Annotated in this window: 21 protein-coding genes and 1 pseudogene; 18 read left to right on the top strand and 4 right to left on the bottom strand. The window is 63.5% G+C overall.

All coding sequences use genetic code 11. The features are described 5' to 3' along the window. Nucleotides 1–30 precede the first annotated feature (30 nt). Genes NKI10_RS11930 through NKI10_RS11920 form a run of 3 tightly spaced genes read right to left on the bottom strand, consistent with a single transcriptional unit; the run spans nt 31 to nt 2,892 of the window. A complete protein-coding gene (locus NKI10_RS11930; RefSeq protein WP_023667791.1) occupies nt 31–513 on the bottom strand; it encodes a MarR family winged helix-turn-helix transcriptional regulator in 483 nt (160 codons plus the stop codon). Further along, nucleotides 513–2,084, bottom strand: coding sequence for a phytoene desaturase family protein (locus tag NKI10_RS11925; RefSeq protein ID WP_023699870.1), 1,572 nt, complete (start codon nt 2,082–2,084; stop codon nt 513–515). Before NKI10_RS11925 ends, NKI10_RS11930 begins: the two co-directional genes overlap by 1 nt. A 16-nt stretch (nt 2,085–2,100) precedes the next feature. Beyond that, nucleotides 2,101–2,892 carry a cyclase family protein gene (locus NKI10_RS11920; protein ID WP_023708108.1) on the bottom strand — a complete coding sequence of 264 codons (792 nt, stop codon included), beginning with the start codon at nt 2,890–2,892 and terminating at the stop codon, nt 2,101–2,103. 119 nt (nt 2,893–3,011) lie between these two features. Here NKI10_RS11920 and NKI10_RS11915 point away from each other — a divergent pair, with 119 nt between their 5' ends. The 14 genes and pseudogenes from NKI10_RS11915 to NKI10_RS11855 all read left to right on the top strand — a co-directional run bounded on the left by NKI10_RS11915 (nt 3,012) and on the right by NKI10_RS11855 (nt 16,718). Next, complete coding sequence (locus NKI10_RS11915; protein WP_023748013.1) at nt 3,012–4,586, top strand: phytoene desaturase family protein; 1,575 nt, start codon at nt 3,012–3,014, stop codon at nt 4,584–4,586. A gap of 112 nt (nt 4,587–4,698) precedes the next feature. Then, nucleotides 4,699–6,228, top strand: coding sequence for an ABC transporter substrate-binding protein (locus tag NKI10_RS11910; protein WP_023686913.1), 1,530 nt, complete (start codon nt 4,699–4,701; stop codon nt 6,226–6,228). Nucleotides 6,229–6,261: 33 nt separating this feature from the next. Next, nucleotides 6,262–6,374: pseudogene (locus tag NKI10_RS30910) on the top strand (endonuclease domain-containing protein); the annotation flags it as partial. A 42-nt stretch (nt 6,375–6,416) separates the two neighbouring features. Continuing rightward, nucleotides 6,417–7,424, top strand: a complete 1,008-nt coding sequence (locus tag NKI10_RS11905; protein WP_352860033.1) for an ABC transporter permease — start codon at nt 6,417–6,419, stop codon at nt 7,422–7,424. Then, nucleotides 7,417–8,265, top strand: coding sequence for an ABC transporter permease (locus NKI10_RS11900; protein WP_023667797.1), 849 nt, complete (start codon nt 7,417–7,419; stop codon nt 8,263–8,265). Before NKI10_RS11905 ends, NKI10_RS11900 begins: the two co-directional genes overlap by 8 nt. Beyond that, entirely contained in the window at nt 8,262–9,140 is an 879-nt protein-coding gene (locus tag NKI10_RS11895; protein ID WP_352787543.1) for an ABC transporter ATP-binding protein, read from the top strand. Before NKI10_RS11900 ends, NKI10_RS11895 begins: the two co-directional genes overlap by 4 nt. Then, complete coding sequence (locus NKI10_RS11890) at nt 9,133–9,963, top strand: ATP-binding cassette domain-containing protein (RefSeq protein ID WP_023686915.1); 831 nt, start codon at nt 9,133–9,135, stop codon at nt 9,961–9,963. Before NKI10_RS11895 ends, NKI10_RS11890 begins: the two co-directional genes overlap by 8 nt. A 77-nt stretch (nt 9,964–10,040) precedes the next feature. Next, nucleotides 10,041–10,640: a VOC family protein gene (locus NKI10_RS11885; RefSeq protein ID WP_023667800.1), complete on the top strand. Its 600-nt coding sequence runs from the start codon at nt 10,041–10,043 to the stop codon at nt 10,638–10,640. A gap of 141 nt (nt 10,641–10,781) precedes the next feature. Then, nucleotides 10,782–13,076: a bifunctional salicylyl-CoA 5-hydroxylase/oxidoreductase gene (locus NKI10_RS11880; protein ID WP_023667801.1), complete on the top strand. Its 2,295-nt coding sequence runs from the start codon at nt 10,782–10,784 to the stop codon at nt 13,074–13,076. After that, nucleotides 13,073–13,846 (top strand): SDR family NAD(P)-dependent oxidoreductase, encoded by a 774-nt coding sequence (locus tag NKI10_RS11875; RefSeq protein WP_023667802.1) that lies wholly within the window; start codon nt 13,073–13,075, stop codon nt 13,844–13,846. The genes NKI10_RS11880 and NKI10_RS11875 overlap by 4 nt, the downstream gene beginning before the upstream one ends. After that, nucleotides 13,840–14,310 carry a MarR family winged helix-turn-helix transcriptional regulator gene (locus tag NKI10_RS11870; RefSeq protein WP_023667803.1) on the top strand — a complete coding sequence of 157 codons (471 nt, stop codon included), beginning with the start codon at nt 13,840–13,842 and terminating at the stop codon, nt 14,308–14,310. Before NKI10_RS11875 ends, NKI10_RS11870 begins: the two co-directional genes overlap by 7 nt. After that, nucleotides 14,307–15,119 carry an enoyl-CoA hydratase family protein gene (locus NKI10_RS11865; protein ID WP_352860028.1) on the top strand — a complete coding sequence of 271 codons (813 nt, stop codon included), beginning with the start codon at nt 14,307–14,309 and terminating at the stop codon, nt 15,117–15,119. The genes NKI10_RS11870 and NKI10_RS11865 overlap by 4 nt, the downstream gene beginning before the upstream one ends. Beyond that, nucleotides 15,119–16,267 (top strand): acyl-CoA dehydrogenase family protein, encoded by a 1,149-nt coding sequence (locus NKI10_RS11860; protein WP_023667805.1) that lies wholly within the window; start codon nt 15,119–15,121, stop codon nt 16,265–16,267. Before NKI10_RS11865 ends, NKI10_RS11860 begins: the two co-directional genes overlap by 1 nt. A gap of 55 nt (nt 16,268–16,322) precedes the next feature. Further along, entirely contained in the window at nt 16,323–16,718 is a 396-nt protein-coding gene (locus NKI10_RS11855) for a RidA family protein (protein WP_352860026.1), read from the top strand. 22 nt (nt 16,719–16,740) lie between these two features. Here the strand turns inward: NKI10_RS11855 and NKI10_RS11850 are convergent, their stop codons facing one another. Next, nucleotides 16,741–17,832 carry an LLM class flavin-dependent oxidoreductase gene (locus NKI10_RS11850; protein WP_352860083.1) on the bottom strand — a complete coding sequence of 364 codons (1,092 nt, stop codon included), beginning with the start codon at nt 17,830–17,832 and terminating at the stop codon, nt 16,741–16,743. 123 nt (nt 17,833–17,955) lie between these two features. Here NKI10_RS11850 and NKI10_RS11845 point away from each other — a divergent pair, with 123 nt between their 5' ends. The 4 genes from NKI10_RS11845 to NKI10_RS11830 all read left to right on the top strand — a co-directional run bounded on the left by NKI10_RS11845 (nt 17,956) and on the right by NKI10_RS11830 (nt 21,772). Continuing rightward, nucleotides 17,956–18,717, top strand: a complete 762-nt coding sequence (locus tag NKI10_RS11845) for an HpcH/HpaI aldolase family protein (protein WP_023686922.1) — start codon at nt 17,956–17,958, stop codon at nt 18,715–18,717. A 155-nt stretch (nt 18,718–18,872) separates the two neighbouring features. Next, nucleotides 18,873–20,072, top strand: coding sequence for a pyridoxal phosphate-dependent aminotransferase (locus NKI10_RS11840; RefSeq protein ID WP_023667810.1), 1,200 nt, complete (start codon nt 18,873–18,875; stop codon nt 20,070–20,072). A gap of 77 nt (nt 20,073–20,149) precedes the next feature. Beyond that, nucleotides 20,150–20,947 (top strand): ABC transporter substrate-binding protein, encoded by a 798-nt coding sequence (locus NKI10_RS11835; protein WP_023682726.1) that lies wholly within the window; start codon nt 20,150–20,152, stop codon nt 20,945–20,947. Between the two features lie 150 nt (nt 20,948–21,097). Further along, entirely contained in the window at nt 21,098–21,772 is a 675-nt protein-coding gene (locus NKI10_RS11830; protein ID WP_023667812.1) for an amino acid ABC transporter permease, read from the top strand. The last annotated feature ends 44 nt before the right edge of the window (nt 21,773–21,816 follow it).

Below are 21,816 nucleotides of genomic sequence, written 5' to 3'. Positions count from 1 at the left end.
GTTGCCGGCGGTGCGGCCGGCGCCTAACGTCTAGATGTCGTGCTTGCGAATGTTCTTCAGCATCTTCTGCAATGTGGCGATCAGCGCCGCGTATTCGGCGTCGTCGACATCGTCGAACATCGCCTCGAACGCGTCATGCATTGCCGGCCAGGCGCGCGCGAACTCGGCGCGGCCGTCATCGGTCAGGAAGACATGGCGGATGCGGCTGTCTGTGACGCCTTGCTCGCGCCGCACGAAGCCTTGCCCTTCCAGCGTGTCGAGCGTGCGGCTCAAGGTCGACTGCTCGATGACGGTGTAGACCGAGAGGTCGTTGACGGTGACACCGTCGGTGACCGACAGCACGGCGAGCGTGCGGACCTGCGGAATGGTCAGGCCCTGCTTGCGGAAATCGTCGCGCAAGGTGGCGTTGTAGCGCCCCATGATGCGGTTCATCAGATAGGGCGCGAATTGCTGCAGGCCGATCTGGCCAAGCGTCGAAATGCGCTGGCGTTTTTCTGCGACCTTCTGCTCCATCACAGCCTGCCCGCCAGAAGAAAGCCGGAGCCGCCGCCGAGCCCTGCACCCGGATGGGTGGAGGCGCCGATGTGATAGAGGTTTTTGATGCCGGTCTGATGGTTGCGGCTGGTCTTGAACGGCCGCCACAGGAACGACTGGTCGATGGTGGACGACCCGCCATACGGGTCGCCGCCGACCAGATTGATGTTCATCGCTTCGAGATCGGCCGGTGAATAGGCGCGGCGCGCAATCACGCTGCCCTTGAAGCCATCGATGTGGCTGGCGAGAATGGTTTCGACGCGGTCGGCGTAGGCTTCACGCAGCGCCTCGGTCCATTGTCCGTCAGCCGGTGCATGCAGCGTGCCTGCGGCGTCGCCCTTGATGTGCCTGGGCGCCTCGGGCAGTTGCAGCCACAGGATCGCCTTGCCCTCCGGGCAGCGCGACGGATCGAGCGCATGCGGCTGGCCGACGCAGATGGTCGGCACTTCGGGCAGCATGCCGCGCGCCGCCTCGTTGCAGGCTTTCGAGACGCCATCGAGCCCCGGCGTCAGGTGCAACAATGCCACCTGGTCCAGGCCAGCACCGCGCCATGCCGGCGGCTTGTTCAGCGCATAGTGAATCTGGAAATTGCCTTTGCCGTAGCGATATTTCTGTGTCGCTTCGACATCGGCCTTGGGAGCCTCGCTGCCGAGCAACCGGTGGTAAAGCTGCGTCGGCGTGACCGAACAGATGACGCTCTTGTTTGCTGTAATCGTTTCGCCCGAGGCGAGCCGTACGCCGGTCGCGCGGCCACCGCTCTGGACGATCGAGGCGACATCGGCGACGGTACGGATGTCGCCACCACGTTCCCTTATCAGAGCTTCGAAGGCGGTGAGCAGGGTCTTCGCTCCACCCTTGACGATCGGCGCCCCGGCCGCTTCCAGCGCGAAGGCAATGACCTTGGCGATCTGCCCTGAGAAGGCGTCTTCCGGTCCGAGCCCGGCGTGCAGCACCCAGGGCGCCCACAGCGCGCGGATTGTCTCGGACCGATAGGTGCTTTCCAGCCAGCTGCGCGCCGGCACCAGTGCTTCGCCGAGAAAGGCGGCAAGGCCGCGTGGGCTGCGCCGCCAGGCATCGCCGGCCAGCAGTTTCGCCGTCGGATAGGACCACAGGCTGCCGCCGAGCAGGCCGAACAACAGGCCGGCATTGCGCTCGATGCCGCTGACATCGTCCGCATGCCGGTCGCCATCGTCGGCGGCAATCGCATTGATTGCCGCGACATTGGCGGCGCGGTTGGTGGTGAGCACTGCATGACTGCCGTCCGGCCGCAGCACGCCGGTTGGCGTGCCGGTGTGGCAGAATTCCAGCCCGTGCCTGGCGAGATCGCCGCCCAACGCCGCAAAAGCCGGCGAGGTGATGAACAGCACGAAGGTGGTTGCCATCACGTCATGGATAAAGCCGGGAGCGGTGATCTCCTCGGTACGCACGCAGCCGCCGATGCGGTCATTGCGCTCGAGGACGAGCACACGCGCCCCTTTGCCGCCGAGCATCGCCGCGCAGACCAGCGCGTTGATGCCGCTGCCAACGATGATGTGATCCGGCTGGCTCACCTTGGCGTGCTTTCACCTAGCCGTTGGATACAAGCGCCAGCGCGCGGATAGGGCTGCCGGTGCCATGCTCGATCTTGAGCGGTGCGGCGATCAGGATGGCGCCCTTTGGAGGCAACTGGTCGAGGTTGCAGAGGCTGGCGAGGCCATAGCGGTTCGCCTTGTGCATCAGCGTGTGGGCTGGAAATGGCGGCTCCATCCCGCCTGCCTTGCCGGCATCGGTGCCGATCGTCTCTGAGCCCCAGCCCTTGATATCCTTGCTGATCAGGAACTGGATGGCTTCGGCTGTCGGACCTGGCGTATGTGGGCCGGTTTCGTTGGCGTTGAGGAATTCGGCTTCCGAGCCATTGCGCTTATACCAGTCGGTGCGCATCACCACCCACTCCCCGGCGTTGATGGCGCCATGCTTGGCTTCCCACGCCTTGATGTGGTCGACGGTGAGCAGGAAGTCGTGGTCAGCGGCGGCTTCCTTCGAGCAGTCGATGACATTGACCGGACCAATGAAATTCTGCGCCGGAATGGTGTCGGTGGCGCCGTCCGGATAGTCCTTGCCGCTGATCCAATGCTGCGGCGCATCGAAATGCGTGCCCGAATGCTCCCCAAGCTTCAGCCAGTTCCATGCCCACCACGGGCCGTTCTTGTCATAACGGGAGATGTTATGGATCTCGACCTTTGGCGTGTCGACGGCAAGCTCCGGCGGCAGCTTGATAAGAGGCGTGTCGGGTCCGAGCTGCGCAGAGAGGTCGACCACCCTGATGGCGCCTGAAAGCAGCTGGCCGGCGACTTCGCCGAGGAGTTTTTGCGTGTCCATGGTCTGAAGTTCCCTCTTTCTGGTGAAGATCAAGGCTCGTCTCGGCCCTTAATATCCTACTAGACGAAAACATATGCATCTGCAATTATCTTTAAGCATAAAGGAAATGGGAACGGGGCGTGAGCGAGTTCGACGCCATCTTTGTCGGGGCGGGCCACAACAGTCTGGCATGCGCCGCGCATCTGGCGCTGAAAGGCTGGAAAACCGGGATTTTCGAGCGCAGCGCAGCAATCGGCGGTGCCGTCCAGACCCACGAATACACCCTCCCAGGGTTCCGGCACGATTTCGGTGCAATGAATCTGAGCCTGTTTGCCGGCTCCGCCTTCCACCGGAAATATGCAAATGAATTGAAAGCGCAGGGTCTTGAGTTCGCGCCGGTCGCCGACTGTTTCGCCAGCGCCTTTCCGGACGGACGCTGGTTCGGCGTCAGCAATGACTTGGAAAGGACTGCCACGCGGCTGGCCGCGTTCTCCGCCGCCGATGCCGCGACGTGGCGCAAGCTCGTTGCCGCCTTTCCTGCTGAGGCCGAGCATCTGTTCCGGCTGCTGGGATCGCCGATGAGTGCCCGCGCGCTTGCCGGCACCGCCTGGAACCTGTGGCGCAAGAAGGGCATGTCAGGCGCGCTCGATACCGGCCGGCTTTTGCTGTCGTCACCTCGCGCCTGGCTGGAGGAGACCTTCGAGTCGCCTTATGTGCGGGCAACGCTTGCCACCTGGGGCATGCATCTCGATTTCGCACCCGACATCGCCGGCGGCGCCGTGTTCCCCTATCTGGAATCGATCGCCAACCAGAGCTTTGGCATGGTGCTAGGCAAGGGCGGCGCCGACACGATCATCCGGGCGCTGGCAGGTATGGTCACCTCGGCGGGCGGCACGATCGTCACCGGGGCGGAAGTTGCCGAGATCACCGTTGCCGGCGGCAAGGCATCGGGCGTGCGACTCGCTTCAGGTGAGACACATACGGCCACCAAGGCAGTGATTGCCGGCGTCGCGCCCAGGGCGCTGACCGGCAAGTTGCTGCCCAACGGTTCCGGCGACGCCGGCTTCGACACGGCGATGCAGAAATTCCGGCACGCGCCGGGCACGATGATGATCCATCTGGCGCTCGACGACCTGCCCGATTGGCGCGCCGGCGCGGAGCTTCGGCAGTTCGCTTATGTGCATCTGTCGCCGTCGCTCGACGCGATGTCGCGCACCTATCAGCAGGCGATGGCGGGCATGCTGCCGGACGAACCGGTGCTGGTCGTCGGCCAGCCGACCGCGATCGATCCGTCGCGCGCGCCTCAGGGCAAGCATGTGCTGTGGGTGCAGGTGCGCATGCTGCCTGCCGAAATCCTGGGCGATGCGGCAGGCAGGATCGCGCCCGCGCATTGGGATCAGGTCAAGGATGCCTACGCCGAGCGCGTGCTCGACATCATCGAGATATACGCACCCGGACTGCGCCCGAAAATCCTCGGCCGTGCAGTGTTCTCGCCAATCGACCTCGAGCGTGAGAACCCCAATCTCGGCGGTGGCGACCAGGTCTGCGGCAGCCACCATCTGGCACAGAATTTCCTGTTCCGCCCGGCGCGCGGTTATGCCGGCTGGAACACGCCGGTCGGCAATCTGCATCTCATAGGCGCCGCGACATGGCCCGGCGCCGGCACCGGCGCGGCCTCCGGCTTCATGCTCGCGCAACAGCTTGGCGGGAGGTAGCTCGCAAGATTTCATGAAGGCGACGAGAGGCAAGGCGCTGCTGCCCACGAAGCCCGGATCGATAAACTGATAGTGCCGCGCAAAGACAACAAAACCAACAAGGGGAACGACCATGACAATCAACAGACGAGAATTGCTGGGATACAGTGCCGCGGCACTTGGGGTGGCGGCGATCGGCCTGCCTGAGATCGCCAAGGCGGCAGCGGGCGAGCTGACCATCGCCTATAACGTCAACCTGCCGTCCTGGGATCCGACCACCGGACCCTCGGCCGTCAACCCGACGATCCAGGGCCTCTACCAGTCAGTGTTCGACCAGTTCATTCCGCAAAAGCCGGACCTGTCCTTTGCGCCTGGCCTGCTCACCGAATGGGGCTGGAACGAGGATCGCACCAAGGTGACGATGACGGTGCGCGAAGGCGTGACCTGGCATGACGGCTCGCCCTTCACGCCCGAGGACGTGGTCTGGTCGCTGCAGCGGGCGGGCGACGAAAAGACCGGCAATCCGATCCAGTTCGTCTGGAAGAACGTCAACAATTTCAAGATCGACGGCAACAAGATCACCGGCGACGTCGTGCAGTTCGATCCGGTCTATTTCAAATGGATGTCGTTCCTGACCGGCTACATCCTGCCGAAGGCCTACTACGAGAAGGTTGGCGCGGAAGGTTTCGAGAAGGCGCCGATCGGCACCGGCCCGTACATGGTGGAAAAATTCGAGCGAAATGCTTTCCTCCGACTGAAGGCCAACCCGCACTATTGGGGCGACAAGCCGGCCTTCGAGAATGTGACGATCAAGTTCGTCACCGACGCGGCGAGCCGCGTTGCCGAGATCGAATCCGGTTCCTCGCAGGTGACGCTGGAGGTCCCCTATGAAGAGTATGACCGGCTGATCGCCAAGGACGGGCTTGCCGGCTCGTGCAAGCCTGTTTCCGACATCGGCATGATCTTCTTCAATGACATTGAAGCGATGCTGGACAAGAACGTCCGCCAGGCCGCTGTCATGGCTGTGGACAAGGAGCTTCTGGTCAAACGGCTGCTGCGCGGCTATGGCCAGCCGATCGCTACGCTGGAGACCCCGGAGTACACGGCCTTCGATGCCTCGATCAAGGTCGAGCACAATCCTGAAAAGGCCAAGGAGCTGCTCGCGGCTTCCGGCTATTCGCCGGAAAAACCGGTCAAGTTCACCATCCAGACGACCAAGGGCTTCAAGCCCAAGGATTATGAGATGATCCAGGCAATCGTCGGCATGTGGCGCAAGGTCGGCATCGAGGCGACGATCGAGGTCTACGAGATCGCCAAGCACTATGAGCTGCGCGCCGCCGACAAGCTGGCGCCGGCCGCCTTCTACAATTGGGGCAATGCCATCGGCGATCCGACAACGTCGACTGGTTTTGCCATGTATGGGCCGAGCCCGCATTCGGTGTGGGACAGCCAGGACCTGATCGACATGATCAATCCGCTCTGGGGCGAGAAGGACGAGGCCAAGCGCATCGCCGGCTGGAAGGCTGTCGACAAGTATATCGCCGAGCAGGCCTATGTGCTGCCGCTGATTCAGTATGCGCAACCTATCGTGCATGCCAAGGGCGTCAACGTGGTGCAGCATGTGTCCGGCGCGCTGCTGCCGGCGCTGATGACCCCTGCCTGATATCGGCTTGTGGGCGCCACCCTTCGCTGAGCGGCCCCCTCATCCGGCCCTTCGGGCCACCTTCTCCCCGCTGGGGAGAAGAGACCAGCTCAGCTGTCCGTGACCTCTTCTCCCCTCGGGGAGAAGGTGGCCGCGAAGCGGACGAATGAGGGGGCTCTTCGTTAGAAACGCACTGGGCCAACACCAGAATGCTCCTGCAACGATTCCTGATCCGTCTGCTGACGATGCTGATCACGCTGTTCGGCGTGGCTGTCGTCGTCTTCGTCGTGATCCGCGTCGCGCCTGGTGACCCGATCGCCATGATGCTGCCCCCCGGTGCGACAGATGCCGACATCGACCGGCTGCGTGCACTCTACGGGCTCGACAAGACCATCGTGCAGCAATTCTTCATCTGGCTGTCCGGCGTCGTCAGGGGCGATTTCGGCACCTCGATTTCGCTCAGGCAAGATGTGCTCAGCCTTGTCTTCAATCGTTTGCCGGCAACGCTGGAACTTGCCATCATCGCGCTCGTCATGGCGGTTGGGCTCGGCGGCACGACGGCGATCCTCGGCGCCCGCGAGCGCGGCACGGCGGTCGAAGCCGGCATCGATATCGCCAGCGGCGCCGCCCTTTCCATTCCCGATTTCCTGTGGGGCCTCGTGCTGATCCTTTTGTTTGGCGTGCTGGTGCCGATCTTCGATATCTCCGGCCGCGTGTCGCCGCAGCTCGATCTGCCCTTCGTCACCCAGTTCTATTTCTTCGAGAGCTTGCTTCGGCTGCGCTTCGACCTGACCTGGGATCTGCTGAAACACATGCTGATGCCGGCAGTAGCCTTGGCATTGCCGCTGGGGGCAATCATCGCGCAGTTGCTGAAACAGTCGCTGAAGGAAGTGCTTGACCTCGACTATGTCGTGCTGGCGCGGGTGAAGGGGTTTTCGGAAACGCAGGTTATCCTGCGCGAGGCGCTGAAGAACGCTGCCTTGCCGACACTGACTCTCGTCGGCGTCCAGTTCACCTTCCTTGTCGGCGGCACGGTCATCGTCGAGCGGCTGTTTTCCTACGAAGGGCTCGGCAACATGGCGATCGATGCCGTCATCAACCGCGACCTGCCGCTGATCCAAGGCATCGTGCTGGTGTTCGCGCTGCTGTTCGTGCTGATCAATCTTGCAGTCGACATGATGTATGCGCTGCTCAATCCGAGGCTGCGCCATGGGTGAGGCACGCATGGCCCGGCGCGGATTGGGCCTGAGGCTGTGGCTGGCCGGCGGCTGGCTGCTGCTGGTACTTCTTGCGGCGATGTTCGCGCCGCTGGTGGCGCCGCAGGACCCGCTGGCGCAGGATCTGATGCTGGAGCGGCTGCCGCCCTTCTGGCTCGATGGCGCCGAGCCCGGCTATTGGCTGGGCACCGACAGCCTCGGCCGCGACCTCTTGTCGCGGCTTATCTTCGGCGGCCAAATCGCCTTCATCGTCGCCTTCGCTGCGGCGATTGCCGCCTGCCTTGTCGGCTCGACGCTCGGATTGGTCGCCGGCTATTTCGGCGGCTGGGCCGACCGCATCATTTCACGCATCGTCGATGTCTGGATGGCATTTCCTCCGGTGCTGTTCGCCATCCTGCTGGTCGCGGTGCTCGGCACTGGTCTCAGCTCCGTCATCCTCGCCATCGCCATCATCGACTGGACGCGCTTTTGCCGGGTGATCCGCGCCGAAGCGATGGGCCAGTCGCGCATGGACTATGTCGAGAACGCCCGCATCGCCGGCTATGGCCGCATCGGCATCATGCTGCGCGAGGTGCTGCCCAATGTGGTGCCGTCGATCGTGGCACTGCTGTCGCTGGAGATGGGCATCGCCGTCATCGTCGAGGCCATCCTGTCCTTCGTCAATCTGTCGATCTCGACCGACGATCCGACCTGGGGCGGCATCATCGCCGAGGGCCGGCTGTCGATCCATCAGGCCTGGTGGGTGCTGGTGTTTCCGCTTGTCACGCTGATCCTCACCGTGCTGTCGTTCAGCCAGTTCGGTGAGGCGCTGAAGACACGCTTCGATCCGGTGCTGCGATGAGCGCTTGCCTGGATATTGCCAATCTGAGCGCCGTGCTGCCGAACGGCCAGCGCGTGCTGCGGTCGGTGTCGCTCTCCGTGCAGCCGGGTGAGGTGCGTGCTCTTGTTGGCGAGAGCGGCGCCGGCAAGACGATGATCGGCAAGGCGGTGCTCGGTGTGCTGCCGTCAAGCGTGCGCATCGTCGAAGGCGCCATGCAGCTCGAAGGCGAAGACCTCGGCAGGCTGCAGCCCAAGGCAAGGCGCACGCTGATCGGCGCTCGCACGGCGCTGATCCCGCAAGATCCGTTGACTGCGCTCAACCCGTCGCGCCGCATCGGTCCGCAGATGACTGACCGGCTGGTGCGCATTCTCGGCTGGAACGGTGACAAGGCGGACAAGCGTATCCGGCAATTGTTGGATGAGGTGCAGATCCGCGATCCCGACCGGGTGCTGAAATGCTATCCGCACGAGCTGTCCGGCGGCATGCGCCAGCGTGTGCTGATCGCCGCCGCCTTCGCCGCCGAGCCACGGCTGATCGTGGCCGACGAGCCGACAACCGCGCTCGACGTTACCGTGCAAAAGCAGATCCTGCGACTGATCGCCGAGCTGCAGCGCGAGCATGGCACCGCGATCCTGTTCGTCACCCACGATCTCGGCGTCGTTGCAAAGATCAGCCAGGAAGTGTCTGTGCTCTACGCCGGCAAGGTGGTGGAAGAGGCTGACACAGCCGCTCTCTTCGCCGCGCCTGAGCATCCCTATACGCGGGCATTGATGGCCGCTACGCCGCGCTACACGGATCCCTTTGCCTCGCTGAAGCCGGTGGATGAGACGGTGCTGGCAGGACTCGCTGCGGAGATCGCCGCCTCCGACCAGGCGTGGAGAGGGCCGCATGGTTGAGCCGCTGTTTTCCGTGCGCGGGCTGAAGGTGGCGCTGCCCGACATGACCCGCAAGCCGCTGATCGGGCGCGCGCCGCTGGCCGAGATTTTGAGAGGCTTGGATTTCGATTTGCCGAGAGGTTCGGTGACCGGCATCGTCGGTGAATCCGGGTCCGGAAAATCGACGCTCGGCCGCACGCTTGTCAGACTTCTGGAGCCGAGCGTCGGCAGCATCCATTTCGAGGGCCGCGATATCGCCCATCTGCCGGATGCAGAGCTGCGACCTCTGCGCCGCGACCTGCAGATGATCTTCCAGGACCCGATGTCGTCGCTCAACCCGCGTCGCACCATCGCCGGCATCATTGCCGCGCCGCTCAAGCAGAATGGGCTTGGCGACAGGCTTAGGGAACGCGTCGCCGAGGCATTGCATCGCGTCGGCCTGCCGCAAAGCTTCGCTAGTCGCTATCGTCATGAACTGTCGGGCGGGCAGCGCCAGCGCGTCGGAATTGCGCGCGCGTTGGCGCTTTCGCCGAAATTCGTGCTGGCCGACGAGATCGTCTCCGGCCTCGACGTATCGACGCAGGCGCAGATCCTCACCCTTTTGGAGAGACTGGCCGCGGAGATGGGGCTGACGGTCGCCTTCATCAGCCACGACCTGTCGGTCATCCGGCGGCTGTGCCAACAAGTGATCGTGATGCGCGAGGGCGGGATCGTCGAGGCGAGCGCCACCGATGCGCTGTTCGACAATCCCAGGGAGACCTACACGCGCGACCTGCTTGCCGCCATCCCACTGCCTGAGATCGACGCCGACTGGTTGCGGCCAGCAACGAAAGCGCCGGCATAGGACTGTTCACCCACCACGCCGAACAGCGGGCTTCGGACGTGCATGAGGGCAAAATCAGCCCGCGAACGGAGGGTAATATGAATTACGCAGCCCGCGGCACGATGCTTGCCGCGATCCTGTTCTGCTCGATGGGAACGGCTTCGGCCGATGCGATCCCCGGCATGCGCGGCCACGACCACACCGGCATCACGGTGCCGGACATGAAGCAGGCAGTCGACTTCTTCACCGAAGTCGTCGGCTGCGAGAAGGCGATGTCGTTTGGTCCGTTCGCCGATGACAAGGGCACCTTCATGCAGGATCTTCTGGGCGTCGATCCGAAGGCTGTCATCGAGCAGGTCACCATGGTGCGTTGCGGTTATGGATCGAACATCGAGCTGTTCAAGTACACTGCGCCTGACCAGAAGGATTTGACTCCGAAGAACAGCGATATCGGCGGCTTCCACATTGCCATGTATGTCGATGATGTCGCCGCGGCGAAAGCCTATCTCGACGGCAAGGGGGTGAAGACGCGGATGGGTCCGCTGCCGGTCAAGGAAGGTCCGGCGGCCGGCCAGACCATCCTCTATTTCCAGGCGCCATGGGGATTGCAACTGGAGGCGATCAGCTATCCCGATGGGATGGCCTATGAGAAGGGTGCCGAGACTGTGCTGTGGAGCCCGAAGAACCCGGACAAGTGATTTCCAGAGCGCGCTTGCGGGGCCAGCCCGCAGGCGCGCCACCCGTGTCCAGCAATCGTTCCAACATGAAACTTTAAGCTTGAAATATTTTATCTCCGGCGCGATACTTGATATGCAGCAAGCGAAGAGGAGATCGCACGGATGAAGGTTGCGGTTCTCGGTGGCGGACCAGCCGGCCTCTACTTTGCCATTTCAATGAAGCTGCGGGACGCCGCCCACGAGATCACGGTGTTCGAGCGCAATCGCGCCGACGATACGTTCGGCTGGGGCGTCGTGCTGTCGGCCGAAACACTCGACAACCTTGCCAAAAACGACCCGGTCAGCGCTGTCTGGATCAAGAAGCATTTCGCCTATTGGGACGACATCGCCGTCATCCATGACGGCGTGCGCACGGTCTCGTCGGGCCACGGTTTCTGTGGCATCGGCCGCAAGCGGCTTCTGGTCCTGCTGCAGCGACGCGCGCGCGAACTTGGCGTGAGGCTGATGTTCGAGAGCGATATCGCCGACCCTCAGCCCTATATGGCGACGCATGATCTGGTCGTCGCCGCCGATGGGCTGAACTCAAGGGCGCGCAACACCTTCGTCGAAGTCTTCAAGCCCGACATCGACACCCGCAAATGCAAATTCGTCTGGCTCGGCACCAACCAGAAATTCGACGACGCCTTCACCTTCATCTTCGAGAAGACCGAGCATGGCTGGGTGTGGGCGCACGCCTATCAATTCGACAGCGAGACAGCGACCTTCATTGTCGAGTGCAGCGAACAGACCTGGGCTGCCTTCGGCTTCGGCGCCATGTCGCAGCAGGAATCCATCGCCGTCTGCGAGCGCATCTTTGAGAAACATCTCGGCGGCCACGCGCTGATGACCAATGCCAATCACATCAGAGGTTCGGCCTGGATCAATTTCCCGCGCGTGCTGTGCGAACGCTGGTCCTACAAGAACCTGGCTCTGATGGGCGACGCGGCGGCCTCGGCACATTTCTCGATCGGCTCCGGGACCAAGCTCGCATTGGAAAGCGCGGTGGCGCTGGCCGAATATGTCAAAACCGAACCGGACCTCGACGCCGCCTTCCGCAAGTATGAGGATGCGCGCCGCACCGAGGTGCTGAAGCTGCAGTCGGCGGCGCGCAATTCGCTGGAGTGGTTCGAGGAGGTCGAGCGCTATCTCGGCCTCGATCCGGTGCAGTTCAATTATTCGCTGCTGACCCGCTCGCAACGCATCAGCCACGAGAATTTGCGGCTGCGCGATGCCAAATGGCTTGAAAGCGCCGAGGAATGGTTCCAGCGCCAGGCAGGGGCAGGCGGCAACAGGCGGCGCCGGGCACCGATGTTCGCGCCGTTCAAACTGCGCGACATGCAGCTCAACAACCGCATCGTCGTTTCGCCGATGGCGCAGTACAAGGCAGTCGATGGCTGCCCGACCGACTGGCATTTCGCCCACTATGCCGAGCGTGCCAAGGGCGGCGCCGGGCTTGTCTATATCGAGATGACCTGCGTCAGCCCGGAAGGACGCATCACGCCCGGTTGTCCCGGCTTCTATGCGTCCGAACATGAGGTGGCGTGGAAGCGGCTGGTCGATTTCGTCCACACCGAGACCGAGGCGAAAATCTGCGCCCAGATTGGCCATTCCGGGGCCAAGGGCTCGACCCGTGTCGGGTGGGAAGGCACCGACGTGCCGCTCGCCTCGGGCAATTGGCCGGTCATGGCGGCCTCGGCGATTGCATGGTCGCCTGAGAATCAGGTGCCGAAAGCCATGGACCGCGCCGACATGGACGAGGTGCGTGACCAGTTCGTCGCGTCCACCGAGATGGCAGATCGCTGCGGTTTCGACATGCTCGAGATCCATGCCGCGCATGGCTATTTGCTGTCGTCCTTCATCACGCCGGTCACCAACCAGCGCACGGATGAGTATGGCGGTTCGCGGGAAAATCGCATGCGCTATCCCCTGGAAATCTTCCATGCGGTGCGCGCCGCCTGGCCGACGCGAAAGCCGATCTCGGTGCGCATTTCGGCCAATGATTGGGTCGGCATCGAAGGTGTGACGCCGGCCGATGCGGTGGAGATCGCGCGGATGCTGCACGAAGCCGGCGTCGACATATGCGACGTCTCGGCAGGCCAGACCTCGATTGCCGCCAAGCCTGTCTATGGCCGAATGTTCCAGACGCCGTTCTCGGACCGCATCCGCAACGAGGTCGGCATGGCGACGATGGCGGTCGGCAACATCTACGAGCCGGATCATGTCAATTCGATCCTGATGGCCGGCCGCGCCGACCTGGTGGCCCTGGCACGGCCGCATCTCGCCGATCCCTACTGGACGCTGCATGCAGCCGTGACGCTCGGTGATCGTGGTGTCAAATGGCCGGATCCCTATCTGCCCGGACGCGACCAGATCTACCGGCTGGCCGAGCGCGATGCGGCGGCGGGGCTGAAAGTATGACGACGGCCTTGGCGATTTCAGGCAAACATGCGCTGGTCACTGGCGGCGGCTCCGGCGTCGGCCGGGCCATCGCGCTCGTGCTGGCCGAGGCCGGCATAGAGGTGACCATATGCGGGAGGCGCGACGCCGAGCTTGCCAAGTTGGCCGGCGAGAACGACCGCATCCACGCCATGTCAGCCGATGTCACCGACGAGGCGGCGATGATTTCGCTCTACGCGCAAGCGGAAGCCGTGCGCGGCCCGTTCGACATCGTCGTCGCCAATGCCGGCATGGCCGGCAGCACGCCGGCGCACAGGACCTCGCTTGCCGACTGGCAGCGGACGCTCGACGTCAATCTGACCGGCGCCTTCCTGACGGTGAAGCCGGCGCTGGCCGGCATGGCCGCGCGCAAGGCGGGCCGGATCGTCTTCGTCGCCTCGACCGCAGGGCTGAAAGGCTACGCCTATGTCGCGCCCTACGTGGCGGCCAAGCATGGGGTGGTCGGGCTGATGCGGGCACTGGCGGCCGAGACGGCGAAATCCGGCGTGACCGTCAACGCCGTTTGCCCGGGCTTCGTAGAGACCGGCATGCTGGAGGAGTCCATTCAGCGCGTCGTCGAAAAGACCGGCCGCTCAGTCGAGCAGGCGCGGGCGAGCCTTGCCTCGACCAACCCGCAAGGCCGTTTCATCCAGCCGCAGGAAGTTGCCTCAGCGGTGCTCTGGCTGTGCGGCGATGCGGCTGCGTCGATTACCGGACAAGCAATTTCGATCTCAGGAGGCGAAACATGGTAGCCGGCCCATTGCCCGCGCCGTCGGGACCCGGCAAGGACCGGCTGCGTCTCTGGATCAGGCTGCTGCGCGCCTCGCGCACGATCGAAGCGGAGCTGCGCGAGCGCCTGAAGAAGGAATTCGATACGACGCTGCCGCGTTTCGACGTCATGGCCGCCCTCTACCGCGCGCCGGAAGGCATGCTGATGAGCGATCTGTCGCGCTTCCTGCTGGTATCCAACGGCAATGTCACCGGCATCGTCGACCGGCTTGTTTCGGAAGGGGTGGTCGCGCGCGCGCGCCGCAATGGCGATCGCCGCACATCCATGGTGCGACTGACCGACGAGGGTTCCAAATCTTTTGCCGCAATGGCCGCGGCGCATGAGGGTTGGATCGGAGAATTGCTGGCCAAGGTCAGCGAGGAGGATGCGCGCCGGCTGACCGGCATGCTGACCTCGTTCCGCAGCAACTGGGAGGGACGCGAATGAGTTCGATGGCCGGCCTCAAGCCGAAGCACTTCCTTTGGGAAGTCGAAGGCAGGATCGCCAAGGTGCGGCTCGACCGGCCGGAGCGCAAGAATCCGCTGACCTTCGACAGCTATGCGGAACTGCGCGACACGTTCCGCGATCTCGTCTATGCCGACGACGTCGACGCCGTGGTGTTCCTGCCCAATGGCGGCAATTTCTGCTCGGGCGGCGATGTCCACGACATTATCGGCCCATTGGTCAAGATGGACATGAAGGAATTGCTCGCCTTCACCCGCATGACCGGCGATTTCGTCAAGGCGATGCTCAACTGCGGCAAGCCGATCATCGCGGCGGTCGACGGTGTCGCGGTCGGCGCCGGCGCCATCATCGCCATGAGCGCCGACATCCGCATCGCCACGTCGGAGGCCAAGACCGCTTTCCTGTTCACCCGCGTCGGCCTTGCCGGCTGCGACATGGGCGCCTGCGCGATCCTGCCGCGCATCATCGGCCAGGGCCGTGCCGCCGAATTGCTCTACACCGGCCGCACGATGACGGCAGCGGAAGGCGAGCGCTGGGGCTTCTACAACAGGCTGGTCGATGCCGCAGTGCTCGAGGCCGACGCGCTCGAGATGGCGGCGCGCATCGTCTCGGGTCCGACCTTCGCGCACGGCATCACCAAGACGCAGCTCAACCAGGAATGGTCGATGGGCCTCGACCAGGCGATCGAAGCGGAAGCGCAGGCGCAGGCGATCTGCATGCAGACGCGTGACTTCGAGCGCGCCTACAAGGCCTTCCTCGCCAAGGAGAAACCGGTGTTCGAGGGCAATTGATGGCTGACAAGAGTTTCCTCAACTGGCCGTTTTTCGAAGACCGGCATCGCGAACTCGCCGAACGCCTTGATGCCTGGTGCGCCAGGAACCTGCCCGTCGATCACCACGACGTCGATGCCGCCTGCCGCGAGCTGGTGGCGAAACTTGGCCGCGACGGCTGGCTGAAGCCGACGGCGCTCGATACCGACAATCCGGGACCGCTCGATGTCCGCACCTTGTGCATCACGCGCGAGACGCTGGCGCGCCATGACGGGTTGGCCGACTTCGCCTTCGCCATGCAGGGGCTCGGCACCGGCGCGCTCAGCCTGTTCGGCACACCCGACCAGCAGCAATGGCTGGCAAAGACCAGGGCCGGCAAGACGATTTCCGCCTTCGCGCTTTCGGAGCCACGCTCCGGGTCGGATGTCGCCAACACCGAAATGACGGCGAGCCGCGATGGCGACTTCTATATCCTCAGCGGCGAGAAGACCTGGATTTCCAATGGCGGCATTGCCGATCTCTACGTCGTCTTTGCCCGCACCGCCGAGGCACCGGGTGCCAAGGGACTTTCCGCCTTTCTCGTACCCGCTGATACCAAGGGGCTTGGCATTGCCGAGCGCCTTGAAGTGATCGCGCCGCATCCGCTGGCGCGGCTTTCCTTCGATCAGGTCCGGGTGCCGGCCTCGGCGCTGATCGGCAAACCGGGAGACGGCTTCCGCATCGCCATGTCGGTGCTTGACGTGTTCCGCTCCACGGTCGGCGCGGCGGCACTCGGCTTTGCCCGCCGGGCGCTGGACGAAAGCATCAGCAGGGTGGCCGAGCGCAAACTTTTCGGCGCTCCGATGGCAGAGCTGCAGATGGTGCAAGGCCATATCGCCGACATGGCGCTGGACATCGATGCCGCAGCGCTGCTGGTCTACCGCGCTGCCTGGACCAAGGACATGGGCGCGGCTCGTGTCACCCGCGAGGCGGCGATGGCCAAGCTGTTCGCCACCGACAAGGCGCAAGAGGTGATCGACAAGGCTGTGCAGCTGCATGGGGGGGACGGCGTCCGCAAGGGCCATATCGTCGAGAGCCTCTATCGCGAGATCCGCGCGCTACGCATCTACGAGGGCGCATCCGATGTGCAGAAGGTGGTGATCGCACGGCAGGTGATGGGCGCGGCCTGACAGCGACGTATTTGATTTTGAGATTTGGTTTTAAGAATACCGGGGAGGCTTGAAAATGCACGAGATCCTGCAGCCGGAGGGCTGGGCGAAACCGGTCGGCTACGCCAACGGCATTGCCGCGCGCGGCAGGCTCGTCTTCGTCGGCGGACAGGTCGGCTGGAACGGGCAGTGCCAGTTCGAGACCGACGATTTCGCCGGCCAGGTGCGGCAGACGCTGCAAAACGTCGTCGCCGTGCTGGCGGAAGCCGGCGCGGAGCCACGGCACATCACCACGATGACCTGGTATTTCACCGACAAGGCCGAATATCTCGGCAATCTCAAGGGTATAGGCGAGGCCTATCGCGAGGTGATCGGCCGGCATTTCCCAGCGATGGCCGCCATGCAGGTGGTGGCGCTGGTGGAAGATCGCGCCAAGATCGAAATTCAGGCAACCGCCGTCATTCCGGATTAACGAATTCGTTATTCCCGGATTGTCAGCAGCGCAGCCCCGCCCGCTTCAGCAGCGGCAATACGTGGTCGCAGAAATAGGGCAGTTCCTGGGTGTAGTTGACGAACGACAGCGCGATGCCCTGGTAGCCATGCCCGGCTATTGCCGCCATCTCGGCGGCAATCGTTTCCGGCGTTCCAACCAGCGGGTAGGTGCCGGCGCCGCCGGCGAAACGCTGCCGGTAGCGGTCATAGGCATGCGGGTCATGCGACTGCGAGAACTCCTTCTTGCCTGCCATATGAGCATCGACCGCATCGTGGTCGACCAGATCGACGGCATAGCGCGTGTAGTAGGCCTGCGCCTCTTCCATGGTTGGACGGCAGACGACATGCGCCACCGTGTAGACGCCGACGTTGCGGCCAACCTTGTCGGCCCGCTCGCTGATGTCGGCGACATGCTTGCCGGCATCGCTCATTTCCGAAAAGGTCGTGAACAGATAATCGCATCGGGCGGCGGCGAAATCCCGGCCCGGGCCACCGAAAGCAGCGTTCATGGTCACCGGGCGTGGAACCTGCAGGCTCGCCGGCCGGCTCACCGCCTCCTTGAGGCGATAGTATGTGCCTTCATAGTCCAGAGGCTGGTCCGAGGCGTAGAGCTTTTCCAGGATTTCGATCCATTCGGCGGCCTGGTCGTAGCCCTTCTCGACCAAAGGCGTGCCGAACATGCCGAATTCCTTCGGGTTCCAGCCGCAGACGATGTTCAAGCCGGCGCGGCCCTGGCTGATATGGTCGACAGTTGCCAGCGCCTTGGCGGCATAGAGCGGATGCACCAGCGGCACATGCACGGTCATGAACAGGCCGATCTGCTCGGTGGCCACCGCCAGAGCTGCTGCCCAGGTGAAGGTCTCGAACGACCATTCGCGCACCTTGTTGCGGCCGCCAAAGCCACGCCAGCGCGCGATCGGAAGCATAAATTCCAGCTCGGCGCGGTCGGCGATCTGCGCCGCCGTCAGATTGTCCTGCCAGCTTGCCGTCCAGCGTTCCGGCACATCGGTGATGGCCAGACCGCCATCGGCATTGGTCGAAAAGACGCCGAGCTTCAGTTTGTTCGAGCCGTGCAGGGGATGCGTTTTGATCATCATGGGAACTCGTGGCGGGAGACCGACACGCTAGGCCCGCGCAAAAATATTTCAAGCCTGAAATAGCTTCGCCTCGCCGCCGATTGCGGATATCAATTCGGAGGGGAAAAAAGGGGGATGGATATGAGCGCGTTCCGTCAGAAGTGCATCGGCAAGACCAATCTCGTCGGCTCCTTCGCCGCTATTCCCCATCCCGTCGCCGTCGAAGTGATGGCGCTCACCGGCCTCGACTTCGTCTGCATCGACTGGGAACATGCCCAGATCGCGCGCGACACGATCGAAACCATGGTGCGCGCGGCCGACGTGCATCGCGTGCCGGCCATGGTGCGTGTTCCCGGTCATGCGCCGGAAGCTATCCAGGCGGCGCTCGACAGCGGCGCACAAGGCGTGCTCGTGCCGCGCGTCTCGACCGCTGCTCAGGCCGAGGCGGCGGTGAAAGCCTCGCGCTATCCGCCGCTGGGCGAGCGCGGCGTCGGGCCTGGCCGCGCGGCCGGCTATGGCTATCGCATTCCCGAATATCTGGCCGCGGCCAATGACAGGGTGGTCGTCGCGGTCCAGGTCGAGACATCGGAGGGGCTGGCCAACATCGAGGCGATCGCGGCCATAGACGGCATCGATGTGGTCTTCGTCGGCCCCGGCGATCTCTCCGTGTCGATCGATGCGATCGGGCCGAAAGGCGTGGACAAGCTCAATGAGGCGATCACAAGGATCATCCGCGCGACCGTCGCGCATGGCAGGACATCGGGCATATTTTGCGCCAGCCCACAGACGATCAGCCAGTGGGCCGCTATCGGCGCGAGCTTCTTCGTGCTGGCCAGCGATACGATGTTTCTTGGCGCCGGCGCTGCGGCCAACTGCACCGCTGCGCGCGCCGAGCTGCGGTAGACGGGCGGGATCGGACAAAAACTTTTTAAGCTTAAAACTTTTTCCTTGAAAAGCGCAGCACATTGGATAGCATCCAAACTCGATGGCGACTGTCGTGCCGGTGGGGCTTGCCGGGCAGTCCGTCGCGGTGCTCCGGGTGGGAGGGGTTTCAGTCCTTGTCGTTCATACTGCCCCAGTCATCGTCCAGCGCGCGTTATGCTTTCGACGGCGTACGTGCCCAGATCCGTGACCTGCACACCGAAAACATTGCCAACCTTGCCGTGCGCGCCCGAGAACTGGGCGACGTGATCGCGCTCTGGTACGGCGAAGGCGACATGGTGACGCCCGCTTTCATCCGCGACGCGGCGAAGGCCGCCTTCGATGAAGGCCAGACGTTCTACGTCCCTAACATGCGTGGGCACCCCCTACTGAACGAGGCGCTGTCGGAATACCAAACGCGCATTCACGGCCGGACGATCCCGATTGCGCGCACCACGGTCACGCCCGGCGGCATGCAGGCGCTGTACCTGGCCCTGGAACTGCTGGTCGATACCGGCAGCAACGTCGTCTATGTCGCGCCGCAATGGCCCAACATCCACAACGCCATCCATCTGATCGGCGGCGAGCCAAGGCCGTTTTCGCTCGACTTCAAGGGCGACTGGCATCTCGATCTCGACCGGCTGTTCGCCACTTGCGATGCGCGCACACGCGCGATCTTCCTGTCGACGCCGTCCAACCCGACCGGCTGGACCGCGTCGCGCGAGGAGATGCAGGCGCTGCTCGACTTCAGCCGGCGCACCGGCATCTGGATCATCTCCGACGAGGTCTATGGCCGGCTCTATTTCGACGGCAATGTTGCTCCTTCCATCCTGCAGATCGCCGAGGATGGCGACCGGGTGCTGTCGGTCAACAGTTTTTCGAAGGCGTGGGCGATGACCGGCTGGCGCATCGGCTGGCTGACGCATCCGTCGGGGGTGGCCGACCAGCTTGGCGCCATGACGCAGTACATCAACAGCGGCACCGCCGCGCCTATCCAGGCAGGCGCTGTCGCCGCCATCCGCCAAGGCGAGCCGCTGGTCGAGGAGATCAGGCAGCGGATCAAAACCGGCCTCGACCTTGCCTATGACAGGCTGGCCCAGATTCCCGGCATCATCCTGCCGACGAAACCGCGCGGAGGCATGTATGCCTTCTTTGCCATGGACGGCGAAAGCGACGCCCGGCAGGCCTGCGCCAGGATACTGGAGACGGCGCGCGTCGGGCTGGCTCCCGGACACCTCTTTGGAAATTCGGCAGCGGCCTTCCTGCGGATGTGCGTGTGCCGTGAACGCGACCAGATAGCGACCGCGCTCGAGCGCATGGTCGCCGCCATGAATTGACGCCCCGCTGGGAGGTGGGACGGCAACAAACCGTGCGGGAGCAAACCCGCCCGATCAACAACCGGAGGGAACACAAAATGAGCTTCACTCGTCGCAACCTGCTTCTTCTCGCCGCCACGATCGGCATCGCTGCCGGCCCGGCCACCGCCTTTGCCGCCGATGTGCTCAATGTCGGCGCCTACCCGACCAATCCGCCCTTCGAATACAAGAACGAGAGCGGCACGTTCGAGGGCTTTGAAGTCGACATCGTCAACGAAGCGGCCAAGCGTGCCGGCATGACCACCGACATTGCCGACCTCGGCTTCCAGGCGCTGTTCGCGGCTGTCAGTTCCAACCGCATCGATGTCGCGATCTCCTCGATCACCATCACGCCGGAGCGACTGAAAACGCTGTCCTTCACCCAGCCCTATTATGACTCCGACATGGGCATTGCGACGAAGACCGATAGCGCTGTTAACACCGAGGCCGACCTCAAGGGCAAGATCGTCGGCGTGCTTTCAGGCTCGACCGGCGAGACCTGGGTCAAGGCGCATCAGGAGGCTGACGGCTACAGCGACGTGAAGGGCTATGACACGCAGCAGAACCTGCTGCTCGACCTCAGCGCGGGCCGCGTGGACGCCGCCGTCAGCGATATTCCGGGCATGGAATACTCCTTCACCAAGATGAAGGACCTCAAGGTCAAGCAGCGCATCAAGACCGGCGAACAGTACGGCCTGATGATGAGCAAGGACCATCCGCTGCTCGGCAAGCTGAACGACGCGCTGACCGCGATGAAGAAGGACGGAACGCTGGCCGCGATCCACAAGAAGTGGTTCGGCAGCGACGCGCCAGCCGATTCCTCGACGGTCAAGGAAATGCCGCTGCCCAAGGCCTGACCGGCAATGCACTTAAATCGTGCCGGCTCCCGGGCCGGCACGATTCATTTCACGCTCCGGCGCCTGCTGCCGCACGGATAGCCTCATGGGAGGCAAGGTCGATTGGTTTTAACTTGAGCATCCTTTGCTCTGGGGTTCGGGAACGCTCCCATGTCGCTAATCGACACCTTCTTCAATCCTGACGTGATCATGTCCAGCCTGCCGGCGCTGTTGCGTGGCTTCCTGAACACGCTGCTGCTCGGCATTTTGAGTATCGGCATCGGCATTCCCATCGGCCTGGGGATCAGCCTGTTGCGGCTCTATGCGCCGAAGCCGCTGCGCTGGCTGGCGGTCGGCTACACCGACATCTTCCGCGCCCTGCCGGTGCTGGTGGTGCTGATCCTGATCTATTATGCGCTGCCCTTCCTCGGCATCCGTCTGTCGTCCTGGGCCTCCGCCGTGACGGCGTTCGCCATCATCATGTCGGCCTATTCAGCAGAAGTGTTCCGCTCCGGCATTGAGAGCATCCCGAAAGGCCAATTCGAGGCAGCACAGGCGCTCGGCCTGCCTTTCCTTTTGACCTTGCGCAAGGTGGTGCTGCCGCAGGCGATCCGCGTCGTCATCCCGCCGATGACCAGCAATTGCGTCTCGATGTTCAAGGACACGTCGCTCGCTTCCACCGTTGCGCTGCCTGAACTGTTGAAGGAAGCGACCAACGCGCAGTCGCTCTATGCCAATCCCTCGCCGCTGATCGGCGCCGCTTTGGTCTACCTCATCTTCCTCTGGCCGATGGTCCGCCTCGTCAGCCTGCTCGAAGACCGCTTCAAGACCGAGAAGACGCGCTGACCTCATCAACCGTCCCGCTTCCCAAGCCATTCGCAGGAGATACA

The sequence above is a fragment of the Mesorhizobium sp. M0802 genome (assembly GCF_040320115.1).
Taxonomy (GTDB): Bacteria; Pseudomonadota; Alphaproteobacteria; order Rhizobiales; family Rhizobiaceae; genus Mesorhizobium.
Note: the sequence above shows the minus strand (reverse complement) of the source record. Positions and strands in the feature narration are given on the sequence as shown.

Excerpts from the sequence above, each read along its gene's own strand:
- NKI10_RS11905 (WP_352860033.1), top strand. The coding sequence starts at position 6,417 with ATGCTCCTGCAACGATTCCTGATCCGTCTGCTGACGATGCTGATCACG.
- NKI10_RS11900 (WP_023667797.1), top strand. The coding sequence starts at position 7,417 with ATGGGTGAGGCACGCATGGCCCGGCGCGGATTGGGCCTGAGGCTGTGG.
- NKI10_RS11850 (WP_352860083.1), bottom strand. The coding sequence starts at position 17,832 with ATGATCAAAACGCATCCCCTGCACGGCTCGAACAAACTGAAGCTCGGC.
- NKI10_RS11930 (WP_023667791.1), bottom strand. The coding sequence starts at position 513 with ATGGAGCAGAAGGTCGCAGAAAAACGCCAGCGCATTTCGACGCTTGGC.
- NKI10_RS11910 (WP_023686913.1), top strand. The coding sequence starts at position 4,699 with ATGACAATCAACAGACGAGAATTGCTGGGATACAGTGCCGCGGCACTT.
- NKI10_RS11870 (WP_023667803.1), top strand. The coding sequence starts at position 13,840 with ATGGTAGCCGGCCCATTGCCCGCGCCGTCGGGACCCGGCAAGGACCGG.
- NKI10_RS11860 (WP_023667805.1), top strand. The coding sequence starts at position 15,119 with ATGGCTGACAAGAGTTTCCTCAACTGGCCGTTTTTCGAAGACCGGCAT.
- NKI10_RS11920 (WP_023708108.1), bottom strand. The coding sequence starts at position 2,892 with ATGGACACGCAAAAACTCCTCGGCGAAGTCGCCGGCCAGCTGCTTTCA.
- NKI10_RS11855 (WP_352860026.1), top strand. The coding sequence starts at position 16,323 with ATGCACGAGATCCTGCAGCCGGAGGGCTGGGCGAAACCGGTCGGCTAC.
- NKI10_RS11835 (WP_023682726.1), top strand. The coding sequence starts at position 20,150 with ATGAGCTTCACTCGTCGCAACCTGCTTCTTCTCGCCGCCACGATCGGC.
- NKI10_RS11875 (WP_023667802.1), top strand. The coding sequence starts at position 13,073 with ATGACGACGGCCTTGGCGATTTCAGGCAAACATGCGCTGGTCACTGGC.
- NKI10_RS11845 (WP_023686922.1), top strand. The coding sequence starts at position 17,956 with ATGAGCGCGTTCCGTCAGAAGTGCATCGGCAAGACCAATCTCGTCGGC.
- NKI10_RS11885 (WP_023667800.1), top strand. The coding sequence starts at position 10,041 with ATGAATTACGCAGCCCGCGGCACGATGCTTGCCGCGATCCTGTTCTGC.
- NKI10_RS11865 (WP_352860028.1), top strand. The coding sequence starts at position 14,307 with ATGAGTTCGATGGCCGGCCTCAAGCCGAAGCACTTCCTTTGGGAAGTC.
- NKI10_RS11895 (WP_352787543.1), top strand. The coding sequence starts at position 8,262 with ATGAGCGCTTGCCTGGATATTGCCAATCTGAGCGCCGTGCTGCCGAAC.
- NKI10_RS11880 (WP_023667801.1), top strand. The coding sequence starts at position 10,782 with ATGAAGGTTGCGGTTCTCGGTGGCGGACCAGCCGGCCTCTACTTTGCC.
- NKI10_RS11890 (WP_023686915.1), top strand. The coding sequence starts at position 9,133 with ATGGTTGAGCCGCTGTTTTCCGTGCGCGGGCTGAAGGTGGCGCTGCCC.
- NKI10_RS11830 (WP_023667812.1), top strand. The coding sequence starts at position 21,098 with ATGTCGCTAATCGACACCTTCTTCAATCCTGACGTGATCATGTCCAGC.